Raw genomic sequence first — 26,315 nt, forward strand, 5'->3', positions numbered from 1 at the left:
GTGCTTCACACCGGCTGGCACGATGCTAGCCGAGGGCGCCGGCACCGGCATGATCGACGCACGACCGGGCGACCGCACCCGGCCCGGCGCCGGTCGGGGCGACGCCGGGCCGGGTGCGGTGGATGGCCGGGTGCGGTGGAGGGCGGTCAGAACAGCGCGTCCACCAGCTCCAGCGCCTGGTCCGGGTTCAGGCGCGGGTCGCACAGCGTGCGGTAGTCGGCGGCCAGCTCGTCCTCGGTGGTGATCGGACCGCCGACGCACTCGGTGACCGGGGACGCCGCCGTCTCCAGGTGCAGCCCGCCCAACCGCAGCCCCTCCCGCGCCAGCACGTCGCGCACCGTCTCCGCCTCCCGCACCACCTGGTCCAGGAACCGGGTCTTGCGGCCGGATGGCAGTCGGACCGTGTTGCCGTGCAAGGGATCGCTCAACCACACCGCGGGCAGACCCGCCGCGGCCACCGCGCGGGCGATCGGCGGCAGCGCCCCGGCGACCTCCGCCCACCCCATCCGGACGATGAACGCCAACCGCCCCGGCTCGCGCGCCGGGTCCAGGCGATCCGCCAGCGCCAGCACCGACTCCGGCGTGGACCGCGGCCCGATCTTGCACGCCACCGGGTTGAGCACCAGGCTCAGCAGCCGCACGTGCGCGCCGTCCACCCCGCCCGTGCGCTCCCCGATCCACGGGAAGTGCGTGGAACCCAGGAACCGCCGCCCGGTCGCCCCGTCCACCCGCACCTGCGGCCCCTCGTAGTCCAGCACCAGCGCGTCGTGGCTGGACCACGGGCCGAAGTGGACCGGACCGGTGGCCGGGTCGGCGGCACGGCGCGCCCGCAGCTCGCGCATCAGCGCGTCGCTGAAGTGGTACGCCCACAGCATCCGCCGCGGGTCGTGCCGCCGCGCCTCGGCCGACGGCGCCTCGGAGTTCACCAGGTGCCCCCGGAACGCGGGCAGCTCCACGCCGTCGACCACCTCGTGCGAGTGCGAGCGCGGCTTGCCGTACTGGCCCGCCACCCGGCCGACCTTGAGCACGGGACGGCCCGCGCGCGAACCCAACCGTGCCGCCAACGCGTCCAACGCGGCGATCTTGGCCGCGATGTGCTCCGGGGTCGTCTCGTAGAAGCTCTCCGCGCAGTCCCCGGCCTGGAGCAGGACCGCGTCGCCCGCGGCCACGGCGGCGAGACCGGCGCGGACCTCCAGCACCTCCGCGGGCGTCACCAGCGGCGCGACGGCGGACAGCTTGCGGCGCACGCGGTCGAACGAGGCGTGCGACCGCCAGTCGGGCTGCTGGGCCGCGGGCAGCGCGTCCCAGTCGTCGGGGGCGATCGTCGTGGTGGATGCGGTGGTGGACGCGAGCATGGCGTGGCCTTCCTGGCAGGGTGCCGCCGTAGGCGGGACGCGCTCCGGGGGACGCGGTCCTAAGAGGAGCCGGTGCGGGCGACGATGCCCTCGATCTCGACCAGCAGGTCGGACCGGCAGATGTCGGCGTTGAGGAACACGATGTCGGCGGTGGGCGCGAAGTACTCCCGGCAGATGCGCCGGACCCGGTCCATGTCCTCGGTCCGGCGCACGTACACCTTGATCTGGTCGAGGTCGGCCAGCCCGTGGCCCGGTTCGAGGTCGTAGGCGGACAACGTGCCGGTGCCGATCACCTGCGCGATGTTGCCCAGCGCCAACCGGCACTGCCGCTCGACGTCACCGTGGTGCATGGTCTGGTGCCCCAGGATGGCCGCGGTGCCGGAAACGAAGATCCGGCCCGGACCGTCCGGGGCGAAATAGGTGGCGCGGGCGAAGTTCGGCGACTTCGGCCCGTACTTGCTGGGGTAGTGGTAGGCGGGCACCTGGCGCGGGTTCTCGATGTTGACCTGCGTGCCGCCGCGGCACGCCAGCAGGTACAGGAAGATCCCGCCGCCGTGCGCGCCGATCACCGTGGCCGCCGGCATGTCGTGGCTCATCCCGTGCCGTTCGAGCACCTTGGCCCGGCCCACGCAGAACTCCCGGTAGACCTCCATGCCGCGCGGCGAATCGGCGTTGATGTCGCTCATGTAGTGCCAGATCCGGAATATCTGCGGATATCCCAAAGACGTCAGCAGTTCCAGCAGCGCGCTGTACGCGGTTTCCGTCGCGGTCGGGTAGTCCGCCGTCTCCGGAATGTGCGTCGCGCAGAACACGTATTCGCCGTCGTGCCCGTAGGTGATGTCGCCGAATTCGCCCCCGGTCACCGGCCGCGGTGAAATCCACACCTCGGCGAACCCGTCCCCGGACGAGCCTGCCAGGTGCAACCCCACCTCGGGGTGGCCGTCGCGCAGACGCGGGCGCGCCCACCCGTCGGTGAACGTCACGACCCCCAGGGTGTGCTGTTCCGGCGTGGTGCGGTGGGCGTCCCCCGGGCTCCTGAAGGTGGAGACCGGCGCGTATGCCGGCAGTAGTGTGCTCTTCATCTCAACTTCCCGGTCGCCGGGGTGGATCGCAGATTCGCTCCCCGGAGCAATGACTATCGCGACGACCCGTCCGCCTTGAGGGCCCCACGTCCATTCAGGGGAGGGCGTAGGGGTTTGTTAGGGGTGCTCCCGGAAGCGGTAGGAGCTGGGGTGACCACATTAGCCGGGCTAGGCTCGCCCGAGTCGGGCGTGGGGGCCCGGGTCTGGCTGATTCGTGCTGGGAAAACAATTCTGAGGGGTGTGGTGGCGTGCTGCGCACCGATCTGCTCCGGCCGCTGTCCGAACTGGTGCGCACGCGAGCCGCCCGGCACGGCGACCGGGTGGCGTTCGCCGACGGCAGGCGCGAGGTGACCTACGCCGACCTGGACCGGCGCACCGCCCGCCTGGCGGGCCACTTCGCCGCGCTGGGCCTGGGACGCGGCGACCGCGCCGCCCTCTACACCGGCAACTGCGTCGAGATGGCCGAGAGCTACCTGGCCGTGGCGCGCGCCGCGGGCGTCGGCGTGCCGGTGAAACCGCGCACCAGCGACGACGAGCTGGACCACCTGCTGCGCGACAGCGGCGCGACGCTCGTGATCACCGACCCCACCCGGCTGGACCAGGTGCTGCGGGTCGCCGGGCACGCCCGCGTCGTCGTCACCCGGGAGGACGTGCCGGGCGTCGGGTCGTTCGAGGCGCTCGCGACCACCGACCCGGCGCAGCCCGCCCGCGACGACCTCGGCCTGGACGACCCCGGCTTCCTGCTCTACACGTCCGGCACCACCGGCAACCCCAAGGGCGTGCGGTCCACCACCCGCAACTCGCTGTGGACGATCGCCGCCTGCTACGCCCCGATCCTCGGCTTCTCCGACACCGACCGGGTGCTGTGGCCGCTGCCGCTGTCGCACTGCCTCGGCCACCACCTCGGCGTGCTCGGCGTCCTGGCCGTGGGCGCGAGCGCCCGCATCATGGACGGCTTCTCCGCGGGCGCCGTGCTCGACGCGCTGGCCGAGGAGCCGTTCACGTTCCTCGCCGCCGTGCCCGCCATGTACCACCAGCTCGTGCAGGCCGCCCGCGAGCGGGGCGCGCCCGCCACCGCCCTGCGCATGTGCCTGACCGCCGGCTCGGTGGCGTCGGCCGCGCTGGGGCAGGAGTTCGAGGAGGTCTTCGGCGTCTCGCTGATCGACAGCCTCGGCACGACCGAGACCTGCGGCCCGATCACCACGAACTGGCCGACCGGCCACCGCGTGCCCGGCTCGTGCGGCCTGCCGCTGCCCGGCCTGAGCGTGCGCCTGGTCGACCCCGACACCGGCCTGGACGTGCCCGCGGGCGACGAGGGCGAGCTGTGGGTCAACGGCCCCAACGTCATGCTCGGCTACCACGACCAGCCCGAGGCGACCGCCGAGGTGCTGACCGACGGCTGGTACCACACCGGCGACCTGGCCCGCCGCGACGAGTCCGGCTACCTCACCATCACCGGTCGGATCAAGGAGCTGATCATCCGGGGTGGCGAGAACATCCACCCCGGGGAGGTCGAGGACGTGCTGCGGGCCGTGCCCGGCGTGGCCGATGTCGCGGTCGCGGGCAAACCGCACGAGGTGCTGGGCCAGGTGCCGGTCGCGCTGGTCGTGCCCGCCGCCGGCGGCGTGGACGCGCGTGCCCTGTTCGCCGAGTGCCGGGCCCGCCTGTCCTACTACAAGGTGCCCGACGAGGTGTACCGGATCGGCGAGGTGCCGCGCACCCCGTCGGGCAAGATCGTCCGCCGGGAGCTGCTGGACCTGCCCCGCCGGCTGCTGGCCACCGGCACGGGCCGGCACGAGGCGCTGGTCGGCCCGGACGAGGCGGCCGCACCGGTGGCGCTGCACGCCGACGCCGGACTGGCGCCCGGCATGACCGTGCTGGTCAGCGGTGACGCCTGGATCGCGGACCACCTGACGGCCGGCTACGGCGTGCGGGTCGTGCGTGCCGCCGGCGAACCGGTCGACGTGGTCGTGCACATCGGACCGGCCGCCGACCTGCCCGAGCCGGCCAGCGACGTGCGGCTGGTCGTGCTGTCCGCCGTGGACGACCCCGACCGCGAGGCGGCCGTCGCGGCGGTCCGGCAGCGGCCCGGGTCGGTGCACGTGACCGCGGCCCACGACGTGACCGACCTCCCGGCCCTGCTCGACGCGGCGCTGCTGGCGCGCGAACCGGTGCTGCGGGCCGTGCGGCCCCGGCCGGACACCGAGGCGATGGCGTGGACCGCCGCCGACGAGGCCGTGCGCTCGGAGCTGTCCGGGCGGCTGCGCGCGTTGTCGCCGGGCGAGCAGGAAGCCGAGCTGCTGGCCCTGATCCGGGCGGAGGTGACCGAGCTGCTCGGTGACGCCGTCGAGGGCGGCGTCGGCGCGGACCGCGCGTTCAAGGAGCTGGGGCTCGAATCGGTCACGGCTGTGCGGCTGCGCAACCGGCTCGCCGCCGTCACCGGGCTGGAGCTGCCCGCGACGGTGGCGTTCGACTACCCGACCTCCCGCCGCCTGGCCCGGCGGCTGCGCGCCGACCTGACCGGTGTCGCCGACGCACCCGCCCGCGTCACCACCCCGACCACCGCGGCCTCGGACGACCCCGTGGCCATCGTGGCGATGAGCTGCCGCTACCCGGGCGGCGTGACGTCACCGGAGGAGCTGTGGCGGCTCGTCGCGGACGGCGCGGAGGCCCGGTCCGGGTTCCCCGACGACCGGGGTTGGGACCTGGCCGCGTTGTTCGACCCCGATCCCGACCGCACCGGCACGTCCTACGCCCGGCACGGCGGGTTCCTGCACCGCGCACCCGACTTCGACCCGCTGTTCTTCGGCATCGCGCCCGGCGAGGCGTTGGTGATGGACCCGCAGCAGCGGTTGCTGCTGGAGACGTCGTGGGAGGCGTTCGAGCGGGCCGGGATCGACCCGACGTCGCTGCGCGGCAGCCGCACCGGCGTGTTCGCGGGTCTCATGCACCACGACTACGCCGCGAGGTTCGACCGGGTGCCCAAGGACCTGGAGGGCTACCTGAGCACGGCGGCGGCGGGCAGCGTCGCGTCCGGCCGCGTGGCCTACGTTCTCGGGCTGGAGGGCCCGGCGGTCACGGTGGACACGGCGTGCAGTTCGTCGTTGGTGTCGCTGCACCTGGCGGCGCAGGCGTTGCGCCAGGGCGAGTGCGACCTGGCGTTGGCCGGTGGCGTCGCGGTCATGTCGTCGCCGCAGGTGTTCGTCGAGTTCTCCCGGCAGCGCGCGTTGTCACCGGACGGCCGGTGCAAGGCATTCGCCGCCTCGGCGGACGGCACGGGCTGGTCCGAGGGCGTCGGCATGCTCCTGCTGGAGCGGCTGTCCGACGCCCGCCGCAACGGCCACCCCGTCCTCGCGGTGGTGCGCGGCAGCGCGACCAACCAGGACGGCGCGTCCAACGGCCTCACCGCGCCCAACGGCCCGTCGCAGCAGCGCGTGATCCGCGCCGCCCTCGCGAGCGGTGGTCTGACCACCGCCGACGTCGACGCGGTGGAGGCGCACGGCACCGGCACGACGTTGGGTGACCCGATCGAGGCGCAGGCGTTGTTGGCGACCTACGGCCAGGGTCGGGATGAGCCGTTGTGGCTGGGGTCGTTGAAGTCGAACATCGGTCACGCCCAGGCGGCGGCGGGTGTCGGTGGTGTGATCAAGATGGTGATGGCGATGCGGCACGGTGTGCTGCCCAAGACGTTGCACGTGGACGAGCCGTCGCCGCACATCGACTGGTCGGCGGGGTCGGTCGAGCTGTTGACCGAGGCTCGGGAATGGCCTGCGGTGGACCGGCCGAGGCGGGCGGCGGTGTCGTCGTTCGGGATCAGCGGCACCAACGCGCACGTCGTGCTGGAAGGCGCGCCCGAGCCCGTCGCCGAGGCCCGCCCGTCGGACGGCACCGTGCCGTGGGTCGTCTCGGCCCGCACACCCGAAGCGCTGGCCGCCCAGGCGGAACGGCTCGCGCCGCTGGCCGAGGGCGGGCTGTCGCCGGAGGACGTGGGCTGGTCGCTGGCGACCACCCGGACCGCGTTCGAGCACCGGGCCGTGGTCGTCGGCGACCGGGCCGACCTGGTGGCCGGGCTGCGCGACCTGACCGGCGCGACCGTGGGCGAGGCGGCACCGGACCGGCCGGTCGTGTTCGTGTTCCCCGGCCAGGGCTCGCAGTGGGTCGGCATGGCCCGCGAACTGCAGGAGTCGCCGGTGTTCGCGGCCCGGTTCGCCGAGTGCGGCCAGGCACTGAAGTCCTTCGTGGACTGGGACCTCACCGCCGTCGTCGACGACGAGGACGCGCTGCGCCGGGTGGACGTCGTGCAGCCGGTGTTGTGGGCGGTGATGGTGTCGTTGGCCGAGGTGTGGCGGTCGCTGGGCGTGACGCCGGACGCCGTGGTCGGTCATTCGCAGGGTGAGATCGCGGCGGCTGTGGTGTCGGGTGGGTTGTCGTTGGAGGACGGCGCGCGGGTGGTGGCGTTGCGCAGTCAGGCCATCGCGCGCGGGCTGGCCGGTCGTGGCGGCATGGTGTCGCTGTCGGTGTCCGACGACCGGGCCCGTGAGCTGATCGGGCAGTGGTCCGGCCGGGTGTCGGTGGCGGCGGTGAACGGTCCCGGCTCGGTGGTCGTCTCCGGTGACCCGGACGCATTGGACGAGCTGGTCGCGGGCGCGGGTGATGTGCGGGCGAAGAGGATCGCGGTGGACTACGCGTCGCACTCGGCGCACGTGGAGGTGATCCGGGACGAGTTGCTGGAGTTGTTGGCCGGTGTGACGCCGGGGTCGTCGTCGGTGCCGTTCCACTCGACGGTGACCGGTGGGGTGGTCGATACGTCGGTGTTGGACGCGGAGTACTGGTACGCGAATCTGCGTCAGCCGGTGTTGTTCGACCGGGTGGTGCGGTCGCTGGACGGGGTGTTCGTCGAGGTCAGCCCGCACCCGGTGCTGGCGGTGGGCATCGACGGCACGGCTGTGGGCACGTTGCGGCGTGACGAGGGCGGCTGGCGGCGGTTCCTCCAAGCGGCGGCCGAGGCGTGGGTGGTCGGTGTCGCGGTCGACTGGGCGCGGGTCTTCCCCGGCGCACGGCACGTCGACCTGCCCACCTACCCGTTCCAGCGGCAGCGGTACTGGCTCGACGGCGCGACGACCACCGCCGGCGACGTCACCGCGGCCGGCCTGGGCGAGGCCGCCCACCCGCTGCTGGGCGCGCTGGTGTCGGTCGCGGGCGGCGACCAGGTCGTGCTCACCGGCCGCTTGTCGCGGCGCACGCTGCCGTGGCTGGCCGACCACGCGGTGTCCGGCACGGTGATCCTGCCCGGCACCGCGTTCGTGGAACTGGCCGTGCGGGCGGGCGACGAGGTCGGCTGCGCAACCGTCGAGGAGCTGACGCTCGAAGCGCCGCTCGTGCTGCCCGAGACCGGGTCCGTGCAGGTGCAGGTGGTGATCGACGCGCCGGACGGGTCCGGGCGGCGGACCGTCGGCGTGCACTCCCACCAGGACGGCTGGGTCCGGCACGCGACCGGCGCACTCGTGGCGGCCCGACCGGGCGAACCGGAGTCGTTGGCGCAGTGGCCGCCGCACGGAGCGTCCCCCGTCCCCGTGGACGGCCTGTACGACCGGCTCGCCGAACGCGGCTACGGCTACGGCCCCGCGTTCCAGGGGCTGCGGGCGGCCTGGCGGCGCGGTGGCGAGGTGTACGCCGAGGTGGTCGTGCCGGAGGACGTCGACGGCTACGGCCTGCACCCGGCGCTGCTGGACGCGGCGCTGCACGCGCTGAACGTGACGGGCGGGTCCGACTCGCTGGACCTGCCGTTCGCCTGGTCCGGGATCACGCTGCACGCCACCGGCGCGTCCGCCCTGCGGGTCCGCCTGTCCGGCGTGGGCACCGACTCGGTGGCGATCCTGGTCGCCGACCCGGCGGGCCGGCCCGTGGCGTCGGTCGACTCGCTCGTGCTGCGGCCGATCGACCCGGACAAGCTGCGCGGCCTCGGCGGCCCGGCGTTGCTGGAGGTCGGCTGGACCCCGGTGACCGCCCTCGACGACGTCACGTGGGCCGACCACGCGGCCGACCCGCTGCCCGACACGGTCGTGGTGCGGTGCGCCCCCGAGGACGGACCGCTCCCGCGGACGACCAGGGCCGCCACGGCCAAGGCGCTGCGCGCGCTCCAGGAGTGGCTGGCCGACGACCGGTTCGCCACCACCCGGCTCGCGTTCGTGACGCGCGGCGCGGTCGCGGTCGGCGACGAGGACGTGCCGGACCTGGCGAACGCCGCCGTGTGGGGGCTGGTCCGGTCCGCGCAGACCGAGCACCCCGACCGGTTCGTGCTGGTCGACCTGGACGACGACGCCCTGCTGGCCGCCGCGCTCGGCACGGGCGAACCGCAGGTCGCCGTCCGCGACGGCGAGCTCCTCGCGCCACGCCTGGTGAAGGCGCGCACCGCGCCGCCGGTGACGTTCGACGGGACGGTCCTGGTCACCGGGGCGACCGGTGCGCTGGGCCGCGTCGTGACCCGGCACCTCGTCACGTCCCACGGCGTCCGCAGCCTGCTGCTGACCAGCAGGTCCGGCGCGGAAGCACCGGGCGCCAAGGAGTTCGTGGCCGAGTTGGAGACGTTGGGCGCGGACGTGTCGCTGCACGCCTGCGACGTGGCCGACCGGTCCGCGGTGGCCGCGCTGCTGGCCGACCACCCCGTGCGCGCCGTCGTGCACAGCGCCGGTGTCCTGGACGACGGCGTGCTGGCCGCGCAGGACCCCGACCGGCTCGACACCGTGCTGCGGCCCAAGGTCGACGCCGCGCTCACCCTGCACGAGCTGACCACCGACCTGAGCGCGTTCGTGGTGTTCTCGTCCGTCTCCGGCACGCTCGGCGGCGCGGGCCAGGCCAACTACGCCGCCGCGAACGTCTTCCTCGACGCCCTGGCGCACCACCGCCGCGCGAACGGACAACCCGCCGTGTCGGTCGCCTGGGGCCTGTGGACCGAGGACGGCAGCCTCGCCGCCGGGCTGGACGCCACCGGTGTCCGCAGGCTCACCCGGTCCGGCGTGGTGAACCTCTCGACCGACGAAGGGCTGGCGTTCTTCGACGCGGCGCTCGCCGGTCCGCCCGCCGTGGTGGCCGCGAAGCTCGACCCGGCCGCGTTGCGCACGTCCGGCGCGGTGCCACCGATGCTGCGCGACCTGGTCCGGCTCCCCGCACGACGCGAGGCGTCCGGCGTGGACGGCACCCTGGCCCGCAGGCTGCTCACCCTGCCCGAGGCCGAGCGCGACCGCGAGGTGCGCGACCTGGTCGGGGCGCAGGTCGCCGCCGTGCTGGGCAAGGCCTCGACCGCCGGTGACGTCGACCGGTCGTTCGCCGACCTCGGCTTCGACTCGCTCACCGCGGTCGAGCTGCGCAACCGCCTCAACGCCGCCACCGGGCTCCGGCTGCCCGCCACGCTGATCTTCGACTACCCGAACGCCGCCGCCGTGGCCGACCACGTGCGCGACGAACTGCTCGGCCACCGGCTCGCCGTCGGCCCGACCCCGGCGTCCGCCCCGGTCGACGAGCCGATCGCGATCGTGGCGATGAGCTGCCGCTACCCGGGCGGCGTCGCCTCACCCGAGGACCTGTGGCGGCTGGTGGCCGCCGGTGCGGACGGCATCTCGCCGTTCCCCGACAACCGGGGCTGGGACCTCGACGGCCTCTACCACCCCGACCCCGACCGGCCCGGCACGACCTACGCCCGCCACGGCGGGTTCCTGCACGACGCCGACGAGTTCGACCCGGTGTTCTTCGGGATCTCGCCGCGCGAGGCGCTGGCCATGGACCCGCAGCAGCGGTTGCTGCTGGAGACGTCGTGGGAGGCGTTCGAGCGGGCCGGGATCGACCCGACGTCGCTGCGCGGCAGCCGCACCGGCGTGTTCGCGGGCGTGATGTACCACGACTACGCGGCACGGTTGCGCAGCGTGCCGGACGACGTCGAGGGGTACGTGGGCACCGGCAACGCGGGCAGCGTCGTCTCCGGGCGGCTCGCCTACACGTTCGGGCTCGAAGGTCCGGCGGTCACGGTGGACACGGCGTGCAGTTCGTCGTTGGTGTCGCTGCACCTGGCGGCGCAGGCGCTGCGCCAGGGCGAGTGCGACCTGGCGTTGGCGGGCGGCGTCACGGTGATGGCGTCACCCGACACGTTCGTGGAGTTCTCGCGGCAACGCGGCCTGTCGGCGGACGGCCGGTGCCGGGCGTTCGCCGCGTCGGCGGACGGCACGGGCTGGTCCGAGGGCGTCGGCATGCTCCTGCTGGAGCGGTTGTCCGACGCCCGCCGCAACGGCCACCACGTGCTGGCGGTGGTGCGCGGCAGCGCGGTGAACCAGGACGGCGCGTCCAACGGGCTGACCGCGCCCAACGGTCCGTCGCAGCAGCGCGTGATCCGGGCGGCCCTGGCGAACGCCGGGCTGTCCGCTCCGGAGGTCGACGCGGTGGAGGCGCACGGCACCGGTACGACGTTGGGTGACCCGATCGAGGCGCAGGCGTTGTTGGCGACCTACGGCCAGGGTCGGGACGAGCCGTTGTGGTTGGGGTCGTTGAAGTCGAACATCGGTCATGCCCAGGCGGCGGCGGGTGTCGGTGGTGTGATCAAGATGGTGATGGCGATGCGGCACGGTGTGTTGCCGAAGACGTTGCACGTGGACGAGCCGTCGCCGCACATCGACTGGTCGGCGGGGTCGGTCGAGCTGTTGACCGAGGCTCGGGAGTGGCCTGCGGTGGACCGGCCGCGACGGGCGGCAGTGTCGTCGTTCGGGATCAGCGGCACCAACGCGCACGTCGTGCTGGAGCACGTGCCCGCCGAAGTGGCGGCGGAACGGCCCTCGGACGACGTGGTGACCCCGTGGGTGTTGTCGGCCCGCACGTCGGGGGCGTTGGCAGCCCAGGCGTCCCGCCTGCTGTCGGCCGTCGACGGGCTGGACCCGGTCGACGTCGGCCTGTCGTTGACCGCCCGTGCGGCGCTGGAGCACCGGGCCGTCGTGACGGACCGGGCAGGCCTGGAAGCGCTGGCGTCCGGCCGGTCGGCCGCGAACGTCGTCGTCGGCACCGCCACGACCCGGCCGGTCGTGTTCGTGTTCCCCGGTCAGGGCTCGCAGTGGGTGGGCATGGCCCGCGACCTCCTGTCCATGTCCGAGGTGTTCGCGTCCCGGTTCGCCGAGTGCGGCCAGGCATTGCGGTCCTTCGTGGACTGGAAGCTCGACGAGGTCGTGGACGACGCCGAGGCGTTGCAGCGGGTGGACGTCGTGCAGCCGGTCTTGTGGGCGGTCATGGTGTCGTTGGCCGAGGTCTGGCGGTCGCTGGGCGTGACGCCGGAGGCGGTCGTCGGTCACTCGCAGGGCGAGATCGCGGCGGCTGTCGTCTCCGGTGGGTTGTCGCTGGAGGACGGCGCGCGGGTGGTGGCGTTGCGCAGTCAGGCCATCGCCCGAGGTTTGGCCGGTCGTGGCGGCATGGTGTCGCTCGGGGTGGCCGAGGCCGACGCGGTGGCGATGGTCGAGCCGTGGGCCGGGCGGATCTCGATCGCCGTGGTGAACGGTCCGGCGTCCGTGGTGGTGTCGGGTGATCCTGATGCGTTGGACGAGCTGGTCGCGGGCGCGGGTGACGTGCGGGCGAAGAGGATCGCGGTGGACTACGCGTCGCACTCCGCGCACGTGGAGGCGATCCGGGACGAGCTGGTGGAGCTGCTTGCCGACGTCACGCCCCGGTCCGGTGACGTGCCGTTCTACTCGACGGTGACGGGTGAGCTGATCGACACGGCCGCGCTGGACGCCGAGTACTGGTACGCGAACCTGCGGCAGACCGTGCAGTTCGACCGGGTGACGCGGGTCTTGGACGGCAGCGTGTTCGTCGAGGTCAGCCCGCACCCGGTGCTGGCGGTGGGCATCGAGGGCACGGCGGTCGGCACGTTGCGCCGCGATGAAGGCGGCTTCGACCGCGTGCTGCTGTCGGCCGCGGAGGCGTGGGTGGCCGGTGTCGCGGTCGACTGGGCACGGGTGTTCCCCGGCGCACGACGGGTCGACCTGCCCACCTACGCGTTCCAGCGGCAGCGGTACTGGTTGGAGTCCGCCGAGGACGCGGCCGACGTGTCCGCGGCCGGTCTCGGCACGCCCGGCCACCCGCTGCTCGGTGCGCTGGTGCCGGTCGCCGGCGCGGGCGACGTGGTGCTGACCGGCAGGCTCTCGCTCAAGACCCACCCGTGGCTGGCGGATCACGCCGTGTCCGGCACGGTCGTGCTGCCGGGCACCGCGTTCGTGGAACTGGCCGTGCGGGCGGGTGACGAGGTCGGCCGCGGCACGGTCGAGGAGCTGACGCTGGAAGCGCCGCTCGTGCTGCCGGAGACCGGCGCGCTGCGGCTCCAGGTCGTGGTGCACGACCGCGGCACGGTCGAGATCCACTCCGCACCGGAGGACGGCGAGTGGACCCGCCACGCCACCGGCACCCTGTCGGAGGCGACTCCGGGTGCGTTCGAGCTGGTCGAGTGGCCCCCCGCCGGCGCCGAGCCGGTCACCGTGGACGGCCTGTACGACCGGCTCGCCGAGCAGGGGTACGGCTACGGCCCGGTGTTCCGGGGCCTGCGGGCGGCGTGGCGGCGCGGCGGGGAGGTGTTCGCCGAGGTCGCGTTGCCCGACGACGTGGACGGCGGCGCGTTCGGCCTGCACCCGGCGTTGCTGGACGCGGCACTGCACGCCGTGCACTTCACGGGCGGGGAGCAGGGCGTGCGGCTGCCGTTCGCGTGGACCGGCGTGACGCTCGCCGCCACCGGCGCGTCGACGCTGCGGGTGCGGCTCGCGCCGGACGGCGACGGCCTGGCCCTGTGGGCGGCCGACACCACCGGCGCGCCCGTCGCCTCGGTGGCGTCCCTGATCACCCGACCGGCCGGGCGGCTCGCCGGCCCGGCGGCGCGCCACCCGCTGTACCGGCTCGACTGGCCGGCCGCGACCACGGGCGAGGCGGACCTGAGGTGGGCGATCCTGGGCACCGACCGGCTCGGCGTGCCGGACGCCGAATTGCTGACCGAACCGGACCAGGGCCGGGACGTGGTCTTCGCGCCGGTCCCGGTGACCGGCGACGTGCGCGCGGCCACCGGTCACGCGCTGGCGCTGGTGCGGCGGTGGCCGGCGGACGTGCCCGACACCACGCTGGTGGTGGTGACCCGGGGTGCGGTCGACGGCCGCGACCCGGCCGCCGCGGCCGTGTGGGGCCTGGTGCGGTCCGCGCAGGCCGAGCACCCCGGCCGGTTCGCGCTGCTCGACCTCGGTTCCGACGACCTGCCCGCCGCGGCGGTGCTCGGGGCGGTCGAGGCGGGCGAGCCGCAGCTGGCGGTCCGCGACGGCCAGGTCGTGACGCCCAGGCTCGCCCCGGCCACACCGGACCTCACGCCGCCGGACGGCTCGGCCTGGCGGCTCGACGCGACCGGCGCGGGCACCCTGGCCGCCCTCGACCTCGTGCCCGCGCCCGACGTCACCGAGCCGCTCGGCCCGGACGAGGTGCGCCTGTCGATCCGCGCCGCGGGCGTCAACTTCCGCGACGTGCTCGTCACGCTCGGCATGGTGCCGCGCGGCGGGCAGGCGCTGGGCGGTGAAGCGGCGGGCGTGGTGCTGGAGGTCGGTGCGAACGTCACCGACCTCGCGCCGGGCGACCGGGTCACCGGCATCGTGGCGGGCGGCTTCGGGCCGCTGGGCGTCACCGACCACCGGCTGCTCACACCCGTTCCCGACGGCATGTCGTTCGCCGAGGCCGCGACCATCCCGATGGCCTACCTGACCGCGTACTACGGCCTGGTCGTGCTCGGCGGGATCGGCGCGGGCGACAAGGTGCTCGTGCACGCCGCCGCGGGCGGTGTGGGCACGGCCGCGGTCCGACTGGCCCGGAGCCTGGGCGCGGAGGTGTTCGCCACCGCGAGCCCCGGCAAGTGGGACGCGTTGCGCGCGATGGGCCTGGACGACGACCACATCGCCTCCTCCCGCACCCTCGACTTCGCCGACGAGTTCCTGGCCGCGACCGGTGGCCGCGGCGTCGACGTCGTGCTCAACTCGCTGGCCGACGAGTTCGTGGACGCGTCGTTGCGGCTGCTGCCGCACGGCGGCCGGTTCCTGGAGATGGGCAAGACGGACCTGCGCGACCCGGCCGAGGTGACCGGGCGGCACCCCGGCGTCGCCTACGCGCCCTACGACCTGTTCGGGCTGCTGCGCGCGGACGGCCCCGACGCCGACCCCCACCTCGCGCACCGCATGCTCACCGAGGTCATGGCGCTGGCCGAGCCGCTGCCGCTGACCGCGTGGGACGTCCGCGCCGGCCGGGAGGCGCTGCGGCACATGTCGCAGGCACGCCACATCGGCAAGGTCGTGCTCACCGTGCCCCGCGCGCTCGACCCGGACGGCACGGTGCTGATCACCGGCGGCACCGGCGTGCTGGGTGGTCTGCTGGCCCGGCACCTCGTCACCGCGCACGGCGTGCGCCGGCTGGTGCTCACCAGCCGCCAAGGCCTCGCCGCACCCGGCGCCGCCGACCTGGCCGAGGAGCTGACGGGGCTGGGCGCGCACGTCGTGGTCGCCGCGTGCGACGTGGGCGACCGGACCGCGGTGGCCCGGCTGCTCGGCGAGGTCGAGCACCCGCTGACCGCCGTCGTGCACGCGGCCGGGGCGCTGGACGACGGCGTGGTGACCGCGTTGACCCCGGACCGGCTCGACACCGTGCTGCGACCCAAGGCCGACGCCGCACGCCACCTGCACGAGCTGACCCGCGACCTGGACCTGGCCGCGTTCGTCCTGTTCTCCTCCGCCGCCGGGACGCTGGGCGGCGCGGGGCAGGGCAACTACGCGGCGGCCAACGCGTTCCTCGACGGCCTGGCCCGCCACCGGCACGCGCTCGGCCTGCCCGCGCGGTCGCTGGTGTGGGGCTTCTGGGAGACCCGCAGCGGCATGACCGGGCACCTCACCGACGGCGACCTGACCCGGATGGCGCGCTCCGGCGTGCTCGGCGTGACCGCCGAGGAAGGACTGGCGATGTTCGACGCCGCCCTGGCGCTGGGCGAGCCGGTGCTCGCTCCGCTCAAGCTGGACGTGGCCGCGCTGCGCGAAGCACCCGACGTGCCCGCGTTGCTGCGCGGACTCGTGCGCACCCCGGTGCGTCGCGTGGCCGTGAGCGCTCCCGCCGCGGAAGGCTCGGCGTGGCAGCAACGGCTGGCCCCGCTGCCCGACGCCGAACGGGAACGGCTGCTGGTCGACCTGGTGCGCGAGCACGTCGCCGCCGTGCTCGGCCACGACGACGCGAGTGCGATCGGCCCGGACCGGCCGTTCAAGGAGCTGGGCTTCGACTCGCTGGCCGCGGTCGAGCTGCGCAACCGGATGACCGCGGTCACCGGCCTGCGGCTGATCGCCACCGTCGTGTTCGACCACCCCAGCCCCACCGCGCTGGCCCGCCACCTCGGCGCGCTGCTGGTGCCCGACGTAGACCCGGCCGACCGCCTGCTGGCCGAGCTGGACCGGCTGGAACTCAGCTTCGCCGCCGCCACGGCGGACGAGGAGACCTTGCCCGTGACCGCACGGGCGCACGTCGGCACGCGCCTGAAAGCGCTGCTGGCCAAGTGGACCGAAACGGAGCCGGAGACCGACGGCGGCGTGGCGGGGAGGATCGAGGAGGCGTCCGACGACGACCTGTTCGACTTCATCGACGCCAACTTCGGCGACTCCGCGGGACAGGGCCGGTGACCATGTCGAACCCGAGCGCACCCCAGTCGACCGAGCAGAAGCTGCGGGACTACCTCAAGCGGGTCACCGCCGAGCTGCACGACACCGCGGAACGGCTGCGCGCCGAACGCGACCGGGCCGCCGAGCCGATCGCCATCGTGGCGATGAGCTGCCGCTACCCCGGCGGCGTGTCGTCACCCGAGGAGCTGTGGCGGCTGGTCGCCGACGGCGTGGACGGCTTCACCGGCTTCCCCGACAACCGCGGCTGGGACGTGGCCGGGCTGTACGACCCGCAACCGGCCACACCCGGCAAGACCTACACCCGCGAAGGCGGGTTCCTGCACGACGCGCCGGACTTCGACGCCGAGTTCTTCTCCATCTCGCCCCGCGAGGCACTGGCGATGGACCCGCAGCAGCGGTTGCTGCTGGAGACGTCGTGGGAGGTGTTCGAACGCGCCGGCATCGACCCGCTGTCGCTGAAGGGCCGTTCGGTCGGCGTGTTCGCGGGCGTGGTCAACCAGGACTACACCAAGAACCTCACCCGCGTGCCCGAAGGCGTGGACGGCTACCTGGTCAGCGGCTCGCTCACCAGCGTGGTGTCCGGCCGCGTGGCGTACGTGCTGGGGCTGGAAGGCCCGGCCGTCACGGTCGACACGGCGTGCAGCTCGTCGCTGGTGTCGCTGCACCTGGCCGCGCAGGCGCTGCGGCGCGGCGAGTGCGAGATGGCGTTGGCCGGCGGCGTGACGGTCATGTCCACGCCGGCCGCGTTCGTCGACTTCAGCCAGCAGCGCGGCATGGCACCCGACGGCCGGTGCAAGGCGTTCGCGGGCGCGGCCGACGGCACCGGCTGGGGCGAGGGCGTCGGTGTCCTGCTGCTCGAACGGCTCTCCGACGCCCGCCGCAACGGCCACCAGGTGCTGGCCGTGGTGCGGGGCAGCGCCACCAACCAGGACGGCGCGTCCAACGGGCTCGCCGCGCCCAACGGGCAGGCCCAGCAGCGGGTCATCCGCGCCGCGCTCGCCGACGCCCGGCTGACCACGGCGGACGTGGACCTCGTCGAGGCGCACGGCACCGGGACCACGCTGGGCGACCCGATCGAGGCCGAGGCGCTGCTGGCCACCTACGGCCAGGGCCGCACCGGCGAGCCGCTGTGGCTGGGGTCGTTCAAGTCCAACGTCGGCCACACGCAGGCCGCGGCCGGTGTCGGCGGCGTGATCAAGATGGTCATGGCGATGCGGCACGGGGTGATGCCGAAGACCCTGCACGTCGACCGGCCGTCGCCGCACGTGGAGTGGTCGGCGGGCGCGGTGGAGCTGCTGACGTCCGCGCGTCCGTGGCCGCGGACCGGTCGCGCGCGTCGGGCGGCGGTGTCGTCGTTCGGGATCAGCGGCACCAACGCGCACGTGGTGCTGGAGGAAGTGCCCGCCGAGGCCGCCGAGGAGCGGCCGGCGACCGGTGCGGTGGTGCCGTGGGTGCTGTCCGCCCGCACGCCCGAGGCGTTGGCGGCGCAGGCGTCCCGGCTGGTCGCGGCCGTGGACGGGCTCGACACCCGCGACGTCGGGTTCACGTTGACCACCCGTGCGGCGCTGGAGCACCGGGCCGTGGTGGTGGGGGACCGGTCCGCGCTCGTGGCCGGGCTGGAAGCCGTGGCGGCGGGCGGGTCGGCCGGGAACGCGGTCGTGGGCGAGGCCGCCGCGCGGCCGGTCGTGTTCGTGTTCCCCGGTCAGGGTTCGCAGTGGGTCGGCATGGCGCGGGAGCTCCTGTCCACGTCCGAGGTGTTCGCGTCCCGGTTCGCCGAGTGCGGCGGGGCGTTGCGGTCCTTCGTGGACTGGAAGCTCGACGAGGTCGTGGACGACGCCGAGGCGTTGCGGCGGGTGGACGTCGTGCAGCCGGTGTTGTGGGCGGTGATGGTGTCGTTGGCCGAGGTGTGGCGGTCGCTGGGCGTGACGCCGGACGCCGTGGTCGGTCATTCGCAGGGTGAGATCGCGGCGGCTGTGGTGTCGGGTGGGTTGTCGTTGGAGGACGGCGCTCGGGTGGTGGCGTTGCGCAGTCAGGCCATCGCGCGCGGGCTGGCCGGGCGTGGCGGCATGGTGTCGCTGGGCCTGTCGGAATCCGACGCGGCGGCGATGATCGAACCGTGGACCGGGCGCGTGTCGATCGCCGCCGTCAACGGTCCGGCGTCCGTGGTCGTGTCGGGTGACCCGGATGCGTTGGACGAGCTGGTCGCGGGCGCGGGTGACGTGCGGGCGAAGAGGATCGCGGTGGACTACGCGTCGCACTCGGCGCACGTGGAGGTGATCCGGGACGAGTTGCTGGAGTTGTTGGCCGGTGTGACGCCGGGGTCGTCGTCGGTGCCGTTCCACTCGACGGTGACCGGTGGGGTGGTCGATACGTCGGTGTTGGACGCGGAGTACTGGTACGCGAATCTGCGTCAGCCGGTGTTGTTCGACCGGGTGGTGCGGTCGCTGGACGGGGTGTTCGTCGAGGTCAGCCCGCACCCGGTGCTGGCGGTGGGCATCGACGGCACGGCTGTGGGCACGTTGCGGCGTGACGAGGGCGGGCTCGACCGGGTGCTGAGGTCGGCGGCCGAGGCGTGGGTGGCCGGTGTCTCGGTCGACTGGGCACGGGCGTTCCCCGGCGCACGGCACGTCGACCTGCCGACCTACGCGTTCCAGCGCCGTCGGTTCTGGCTGACCTCGGAAGCGGGCGCGGGTGACGTCACCGCCGCCGGTCTCGGCGAGGCCGACCACCCGCTGCTCGGCGCGGCGCTGGCCCTGCCCGGGTCGGGCGAGGTGGTGCTGACCGGTCGGCTGTCGCTGCACACGCACCCGTGGCTGGGCGACCACGCCGTGTCCGGCACGGTGATCCTGCCCGGCACCGCGTTCGTGGAGCTGGCCGTGCGGGCGGGCGACGAAGTCGGCTGCGGCACTGTCGAAGAGCTGACCGTCGAAGCGCCCCTGGTCATCGGCTCGGGCACGCAGGTCCAGGTCACGGTCGGCGCGCCCGACGCGACCGGGCGGCGTTCGCTGGCCGTGCACTCGCGCGACTCCGACGAGTGGGTGCGGCACGCGAGCGGCGTGCTCGCCACCGGGGCGGTGACGCCGTCGTTCTCGCTGGCCGAGTGGCCGCCGCCCGGTGCGAGCCCGGTGGCGTTGGACGGGCGGTACGAGCGGTTGGCGGCCGAGGGCTACGGCTACGGGCCCGTGTTCCAGGGCCTGCGCGCGGTGTGGCGACGCGGGGACGAGGTGTTCGCCGAGGTGGCGCTGCCGGAGCAGGCGCGGGGTGACGCGGCGCGGTTCGGCCTGCACCCGGCGCTGCTGGACGCGGCGCTGCACGCGTCGAGCGCGGTCGAGGAGCCCGGGGGCCCGGTGCGGCTGCCGTTCGCGTGGAGCGGGGTGACGCTGTTCGCGGCCGGCGCGTCGGAGCTGCGGGTGCGCCTCGCGGGCTCGGCGGTGCAGGTGGCCGACCCGGCCGGTGCGCCGGTCGCGGCGGTGGAGTCGCTGGTGCTGCGGCCCGTCGAAGGCGGGCTGTCCCGGCCCGCGGCGGGCGGGCTGTACCGGGTCGAGTGGGTCGACGTACCCCGGCCGGACCGGGGCGAGGACGCGGTGTTCGAGGTGGTCGAGTCGACCGCCGACGACGTGGCGACCGGTGCGCGCGAGGTGACCGGGCACGTCCTGGCGCTGCTGCGGGAGTGGTTGGAGGCCGACCGGCCCGGCAAGCTCGCGTTCGTCACGTGGGGCGCGACCGACGGCACGGACCTGCCCGCGGCCACCGCCTGGGGCCTGGTGCGGTCCGCGCAGGCCGAGCACCCCGACCGGTTCGTGCTGATCGACGCGCTCGACGCCCGACCGGACGACCTCGCGGCGGCCGTCGCCACCGGCGAACCGCAGGTGCGGATCAGGGACGGGCACCTCGCCGTGCCGCGCTTGACGCGCACCGCGCCGGCGGAGTCCCCACACTGGTCCGGTCCCGTCCTGGTGACCGGCGGCACGGGCGTGCTGGGCGCACTGGTCGCCCGGCACCTGGTGGTCGAGCACGACGTGCGCTCGCTGGTCCTGGCCTCACGCAGCGGGCCCCGAGCCGACGGTGCGGCCGAACTGCGGGCCGAGCTGACCTCGTTGGGCGCGGAGGTGCACGTCGTGGCGTGCGACTTCGCGGAACGGGACGCGGTGGCCGCGTTGCTGGCCGAGCACCCCGTGCGCGCGGTCGTGCACGCGGCGGGCGCGCTGGACGACGGCGTCGTGACGGCGTTGACCGCCGAGCGCGTCGACAGCGTGTTCCGGCCCAAGGTCGACGCCGCCTGGCACCTGCACGAGCTGGCGGGCGACCTGGACGCGTTCGTGCTGTTCTCCTCGGCCGCCGGCACGCTCGGCGGCCCCGGCCAGGGCAACTACGCGGCGGCCAACGCGTTCGTGGACGCCCTGGCCCGGCACCGCCGGGCACACGGGCAGCCGGCGCAGTCCGTCGTGTGGGGCTTCTGGGAACAGCGCAGCGCCATGACCGGTCACCTGTCCGACGGCGACGTGGCCCGGATCGCGCGCGGCGGCGTGCTGCCGCTGACCGAGCAGGCCGGGTTGGCGCTGTTCGACGGCGCGTTGGCGCAGGACGAGCCGGTGGTGGCGGCCCTGCGCGTGGACCAGCGGCCGGCGGACGGCGTGTCACCGCTGCTGCGCGGGCTCGTGCGGTCGCGGGTGCGGCGCGGATCGGCGTCCTCGACGGCCGGCGGCACGTCGGCGTTGCGCGACCGGCTCGTGGCGCTGCCCGCCGAAGACCGCGAACGAGAACTGGTCGACCTGGTGCGCGGCCACGTGGCCGCCGTGCTCGGGCACGACGGATTCGACGCGGTCGCCCCCCGACGCGCGTTCAAGGAGCTCGGCTTCGACTCCCTGGCCGCGGTCGAGCTGCGCAACCGGCTCGGCGCGGCCACCGGCCTGCGGCTGCCCGCGACCCTGGTGTTCGACTACCCGACGACCGCCGCCCTCGCCGGCCACCTCGGTGAACGCCTGCTCGGCGGCGCGCCGGCCGTGGTCGCGCCCGTGGCAACCGTTCCGGTGGACGAGCCGATCGCGATCGTGGGCATGAGCTGCCGGTTCCCCGGCGGGGTCACCTCCCCCGAGGATCTGTGGCGGCTGGTCGCGTCCGGCGGTGACGCGATCTCCGCGTTCCCCGACGACCGCGGCTGGGACCTGGACGGCCTCTACGACCCGGCGGGCGGACCCGGCAAGGTCTACACGCGTGCCGGCGGGTTCCTCGACGACGCGGCCGGGTTCGACGCCGACTTCTTCGGCATCTCGCCGCGCGAGGCGCTGGCCACCGACCCGCAGCAGCGGCTGCTGCTGGAAACGGCGTGGGAGGCCGTCGAACGGGCGGGCATCGACCCGGTGGCGCTGAGGGGCAGCCGGACCGGGGTGTTCGCGGGCGTGATGTACCAGGAGTACGGCTCGCGGCTGCGTGACGTGCCCGACGACCTCGCCGCCTACCTCGGCAACGGCAACCTGGCCAGCGTGCTGTCCGGGCGGGTGTCGTACGCGTTCGGGCTGGAAGGCCCGGCGGTCAGCGTGGACACCGCGTGCTCGTCGTCGCTGGTGTCGCTGCACCTGGCGGCGCAGGCGCTGCGGCGCGGCGAGTGCGACCTGGCGTTGGCGGGCGGCGTGACGGTCATGTCCACGCCCGGCGTGTTCGTGGAGTTCAGCAGGCAGGGCAACCTGGCCCGGGACGGGCGGAGCAAGGCGTTCGCGGCGGCGGCCGACGGCGCCGGGCTGTCCGACGGGATCGGCGTGTTGTTGTTGGAACGCCTGTCGGACGCCCGCCGCAACGGACACACCGTGCTGGCGGTGGTGCGGGGCAGCGCGGTGAACCAGGACGGCGCGTCCAACGGGTTGACCGCGCCGAACGGCCCGTCGCAGCAGCGGGTGATCCGGGCGGCCCTGGCGACGGCCGGGTTGCGCCCGTCCGAAGTGGACGTGGTCGAGGCGCACGGCACCGGTACCACGCTCGGTGATCCGATCGAGGCGCAGGCGTTGCTGGCGACCTACGGCGCCGATCGGGCCGAGCCGTTGTGGCTGGGCACGGTGAAGTCGAACATCGGGCACACGCAAGCGGCGGCGGGCGTGGCCGGGGTGATCAAGATGGTGATGGCGATGCGGCACGGCGTGCTGCCGCGGACCCTGCACGTGGACGAGCCGTCACCCGAGGTGGACTGGTCGGCCGGTGCGGTGCGGCTGCTGACGTCACCGGTGCCGTGGCCCGCGGGTGACCGGCCCCGGCGTGCCGGTGTGTCGTCGTTCGGGATCAGCGGGACGAACGCGCACGTGATCCTGGAGTCCGGTCCGGTCGAGCCGGTCGTCGAGCGGGACTCGGTGGCGCTGCCCGTGCCGCTGGTCGTGTCCGGGCGCGGTGCGGAGGCGGTGCGGGCCCAGGCGGCTCGGCTGCTGGACTTCGTCGACGGCCGGGTGCCCGCGGACGTGGCCTACTCGGCGTTGACCGGGCGGACGGCGTTCGAGGACCGCGCGGTCGTGGTCGGGCGGGACGTTCCGGAACTGCGGGAGGGCTTGCGGGCCGTGGCGTCGGGCGCGACCGCGCTCGGTGCGACGGCCGGCGGTCGGCTGGCGTTCCTGTTCACGGGGCAGGGCGCGCAGCGGGCGGGGATGGGCCGGGAGCTGTACTCGGCGTTCCCGGTGTTCGCTTCGGCTTTCGACGAGGTGTGCGCGGAGCTGGATCCGTCATTGCGCGAGGTGATGTGGGGCGATGCGGACCGGTTGGATCGGACCGAGTTCACGCAGCCTGCTCTGTTCGCGTTCGAGGTGGCTCTGTTCCGGCTGGTGACGTCGTGGGGCGTGCGCCCCGACTACCTCGCCGGTCACTCGATCGGTGAGATCGCCGCCGCCCATGTCTCCGGCGTGCTGTCCTTGGCGGACGCCGCTCGCCTGGTGACCGCTCGGGGACGGCTCATGGCCGCGCTGCCCGTCGGCGGCGCGATGGTGTCGTTGCAGGCGAGCGAGGACGACGTCCTGCCCCTGCTGACGGACGAGGTGGGCATCGCCGCGGTCAACGGTCCCCGTTCCGTCGTGGTCTCGGGCTCTGAGGCCGCTGTGGGTGCTCTGGTGGCGCGCTTGGACGTGAAGTCGAAGCGGTTGCGGGTGAGTCATGCTTTCCACTCGCCGTTGATGGCCCCGATGCTGGACGGGTTCCGGGCGGTCGCGTCGTCCTTGGTCTACAACGATCCACAGATCCCGATCGTGTCCACGGTGTTGTCGGACGGTTCGAGTAGCGTTGAAAACAGGGATCCCCTGGGCGGGGACCCTTCCGCAGGCGCGGTGTTCGACGCCGAGTACTGGGTGCGGCACGTGATGGCGGCCGTGAGGTTCCGGGACGCGGTGCGCACACTGGAGATGGCGGGCGTGACGACGTTCCTGGAGCTGGGGCCGGACGCGGTGTTGGCGGTGATGGGACAGGATTGTCTCGTTGCCGACGGGCTCGAGTTGGTGGCGGCGCAGCGGAAGGACCGGGCCGAGGACCACGCCGTGGTCGACGCGGTCGGGCGGCTGCACCTGCGTGGTGCGGCGGTGGACTGGGAGGCGTTCTTCGCGCCGCACCGGCCCCGGCGGGTGGAGTTGCCGACGTACGCGTTCCGGCACCGGCGGTTCTGGTTGGACGCGGGCACGGCGGTCGGGGACGCGGCGGACTTCGGGCAGGACCCGGCCGGGCACCCGGTGCTCGGCGCGGTGCTGAGGATGGCCGACCGGGACGACGTGGTGCTGACCGGGCGGTTGTCGGTGGCGGCGCAGCCGTGGCTGGCCGACCACGCGGTGCTGGGTTCGGTGCTCGTGCCCGGCACGGCGTTCGTCGACCTGGCGCTGCGGGCGGGCGGGCAGGTCGGGTTCGCGGCGCTGGAGGAGTTGACGCTGGAAGCACCGCTGGTGCTGCCCGACGACGGCGCGGTGGCCGTGCAGGTGGCGGTCACCGGACGTGACGTGGCCATCCACTCCCGCGTCGGCGACGACTGGACGCGCCACGCGACCGGCGCGTTCGCCACCGAAGGCACCGCCGAGGCACTGACCTGGCCGGTCGGCGGCACGCCGGTCGACGTCACCGGGCTCTACGACGCGCTCGCCGACCGCGGGCTGGACTACGGGCCGGCGTTCCGCGGGCTGCGGGCCGCCTGGCGGGTCGGCGACGACGTGTTCGCCGAGGTGGCGTTGCCTGAAGAAGTGCAAGGCGACGGATTCGGCGTGCACCCCGCGTTGCTTGATGCAGCTTTGCACGCATGTGTGCTGCTGCCCGGTGCGGCGGACGGGCCCGTGCTGCCGTTCTCGTGGACCGGGGTCGCGTCCGGCGCGGCGACCGGGCCGTCCTCGCTGCGGGTGAAGGTCTCCGGCACGGACACCGTCCGGGTGGTCGCGACCGCGCCGGACGGCACACCCGTGCTGACCGTCGACGGCCTGGTGACGCGCCCGGTGTCGAGCCGCGACCTGGCCGCCGGGGACGCGCTGTACGAGCTGGACTGGGCACCCGCGGCGGTCGAGCCGGCCGACGTGCGGTGGGTAGCGGTCGACGACCTGTCCACGCTCGTCGACCCGCCACCGGTCGTGCTGCTGCCCGCCGTGCTCGGCGAGGGCGGGGCGACCGACGTGCCCGACGCGGTCCGGCACGCCACCCGCCGGGTCTTGGGGTTGGTCCAGGAGTGGCTGGCCGAGCCGACGTTCGCCCGGTCCCGCCTGGTCGTCACGCTCGACGCCACCCAACCGCCGCTGGTCGCCGCGACGGTGGCCGGGCTGGTGCGCGGCGCGGCGGCCGAACACCCCGACCGGGTGTCGCTGGCGCACCTCGACGGCGTCACGCCCGACCTGCTGGCCCGGGGCCTGGCGTCCGACGCCCCGGAGTGGGCGGTCCGCGACGGCGACGTGGTGACACCGCGGCTGGTCCGGGCCAAGGGCGGTGCCGCCGCGCTCGACCTGGCCGGCACGGTCCTGATCACCGGCGGCACGGGCGCGCTCGGCGCGCAGGTGGCCCGCCACCTCGTCGCCAGGGGTGTGGACGTGGTGCTGGCCGGGCGTCGCGGCCCGGACGCGCCCGGAGCCGCCGACCTGGCCGCCGAGCTGGACGCACGGATCGTGGCCTGCGACTTCACCGACCGGGACGCGGTCGCCGCGCTCCTGGCCGACCACGCGTTCACCGGTGTCGTGCACGCGGCCGGCGTGCTGGACGACGGCGTGATCACCACGGTGACCCCCGACCGGGTGGACGCGGTGCTGCGGGCCAAGGTCGACGCCGCCTGGCACCTGCACGAGCTGCTCGGCGACGTGCCGCTGGTGCTGTTCTCCTCCGCCGCGGGCGCGTTGAGCGGCGCGGGACAGGCAGGGTACGCGGCGGCGAACGCGTTCCTGGACGAGCTGGCCCGACACCGGCACGCCGAGGGCAAGCCCGGACGTTCGCTGGCCTGGGGCTGGTGGCGGCTCGCCGACGGCATGGGCGGACGGCTCGCCGGAGCCGACGCGCAGCGGGTGGCGCGCGGCGGCGTGCTGCCGTTCGACGCCGAGCAGGGGCTGGCGGCCTTCGACGCGGCACTGGCCGCCGACGCACCGGTGGTCTACCCGGTGCGGTTCGACCTCACCTCCGCCGAGCTGCCCCGCGTGGCACGTGCCCTGGTGCGGCGGACCCGGCGCGAACCGCCGCCGGTGGCCGCGCTGACGGCCCGGCTGACCGGCCTGACCGGTGAGGACCGGGACCGGGTGCTGCTGGACGAGGTCCGCGCGCACGTCGCCGTGGTGCTCGGGCACAGCGGACCGGCGGCGGTCGTGCCCGACCGCGGGTTCCTGGAGCTGGGCTTCGACTCGTTGACCGCGGTGGAGCTGCGCAACCGGCTGACCGCGGCGGCGGGCGTGCGGCTGCCGTCCACGCTGGTGTTCGACCACCCGACCCCGGCGGCCGTCGCCGCCCTGCTCGGCGAACTGCTCGCCGAGGAGAGCGGGCCGTCGGTGGACGAGGAGCTGACCCGACTGGAAGCGGCGCTCGCCGCGACACCGAAGGACCGGGCCCGGCACGCCGTCGGCAGGCTGCGCGCCCTGCTCAGCCGGTGGGAGGACCCGGACGACGACGCCGACGACGCACGCGGGCTGGACGCGGTGACCGCCGACGAGCTGTTCGACATACTGGACGACGAGCTGGAGGTGTCCGGCTGACCGGGGGAGGTGGGG

Annotated in this window: 4 protein-coding genes; 2 read left to right on the forward strand and 2 right to left on the reverse strand. The window is 74.6% G+C overall.

The window, feature by feature from the left end; genetic code table 11:
* Positions 1–146: 146 nt before the first annotated feature.
* Together FHX81_RS00315 and FHX81_RS00320 are read right to left on the reverse strand one after the other, a co-directional pair.
* Entirely contained in the window at positions 147–1,355 is a 1,209-nt protein-coding gene (locus FHX81_RS00315; RefSeq protein WP_141974655.1) for a 3-deoxy-7-phosphoheptulonate synthase, read from the reverse strand.
* Between the two features lie 59 nt (positions 1,356–1,414).
* A complete protein-coding gene (locus FHX81_RS00320; RefSeq protein WP_141974656.1) occupies positions 1,415–2,437 on the reverse strand; it encodes an FkbO/Hyg5 family chorismatase in 1,023 nt (340 codons plus the stop codon).
* Positions 2,438–2,685: 248 nt separating this feature from the next.
* On the opposite strand from FHX81_RS00320, the gene FHX81_RS00325 reads away from it, so the two are divergent.
* Both FHX81_RS00325 and FHX81_RS00330 read left to right on the forward strand, forming a co-directional pair.
* Positions 2,686–16,140 carry a type I polyketide synthase gene (locus FHX81_RS00325; RefSeq protein ID WP_141974657.1) on the forward strand — a complete coding sequence of 4,485 codons (13,455 nt, stop codon included), beginning with the start codon at positions 2,686–2,688 and terminating at the stop codon, positions 16,138–16,140.
* Positions 16,137–26,300: an SDR family NAD(P)-dependent oxidoreductase gene (locus tag FHX81_RS00330; RefSeq protein ID WP_425473791.1), complete on the forward strand. Its 10,164-nt coding sequence runs from the start codon at positions 16,137–16,139 to the stop codon at positions 26,298–26,300. The genes FHX81_RS00325 and FHX81_RS00330 overlap by 4 nt, the downstream gene beginning before the upstream one ends.
* The last annotated feature ends 15 nt before the right edge of the window (positions 26,301–26,315 follow it).

The sequence above is a fragment of the Saccharothrix saharensis genome, from assembly GCF_006716745.1.
GTDB lineage: Bacteria > Actinomycetota > Actinomycetes > Mycobacteriales > Pseudonocardiaceae > Actinosynnema > Actinosynnema saharense.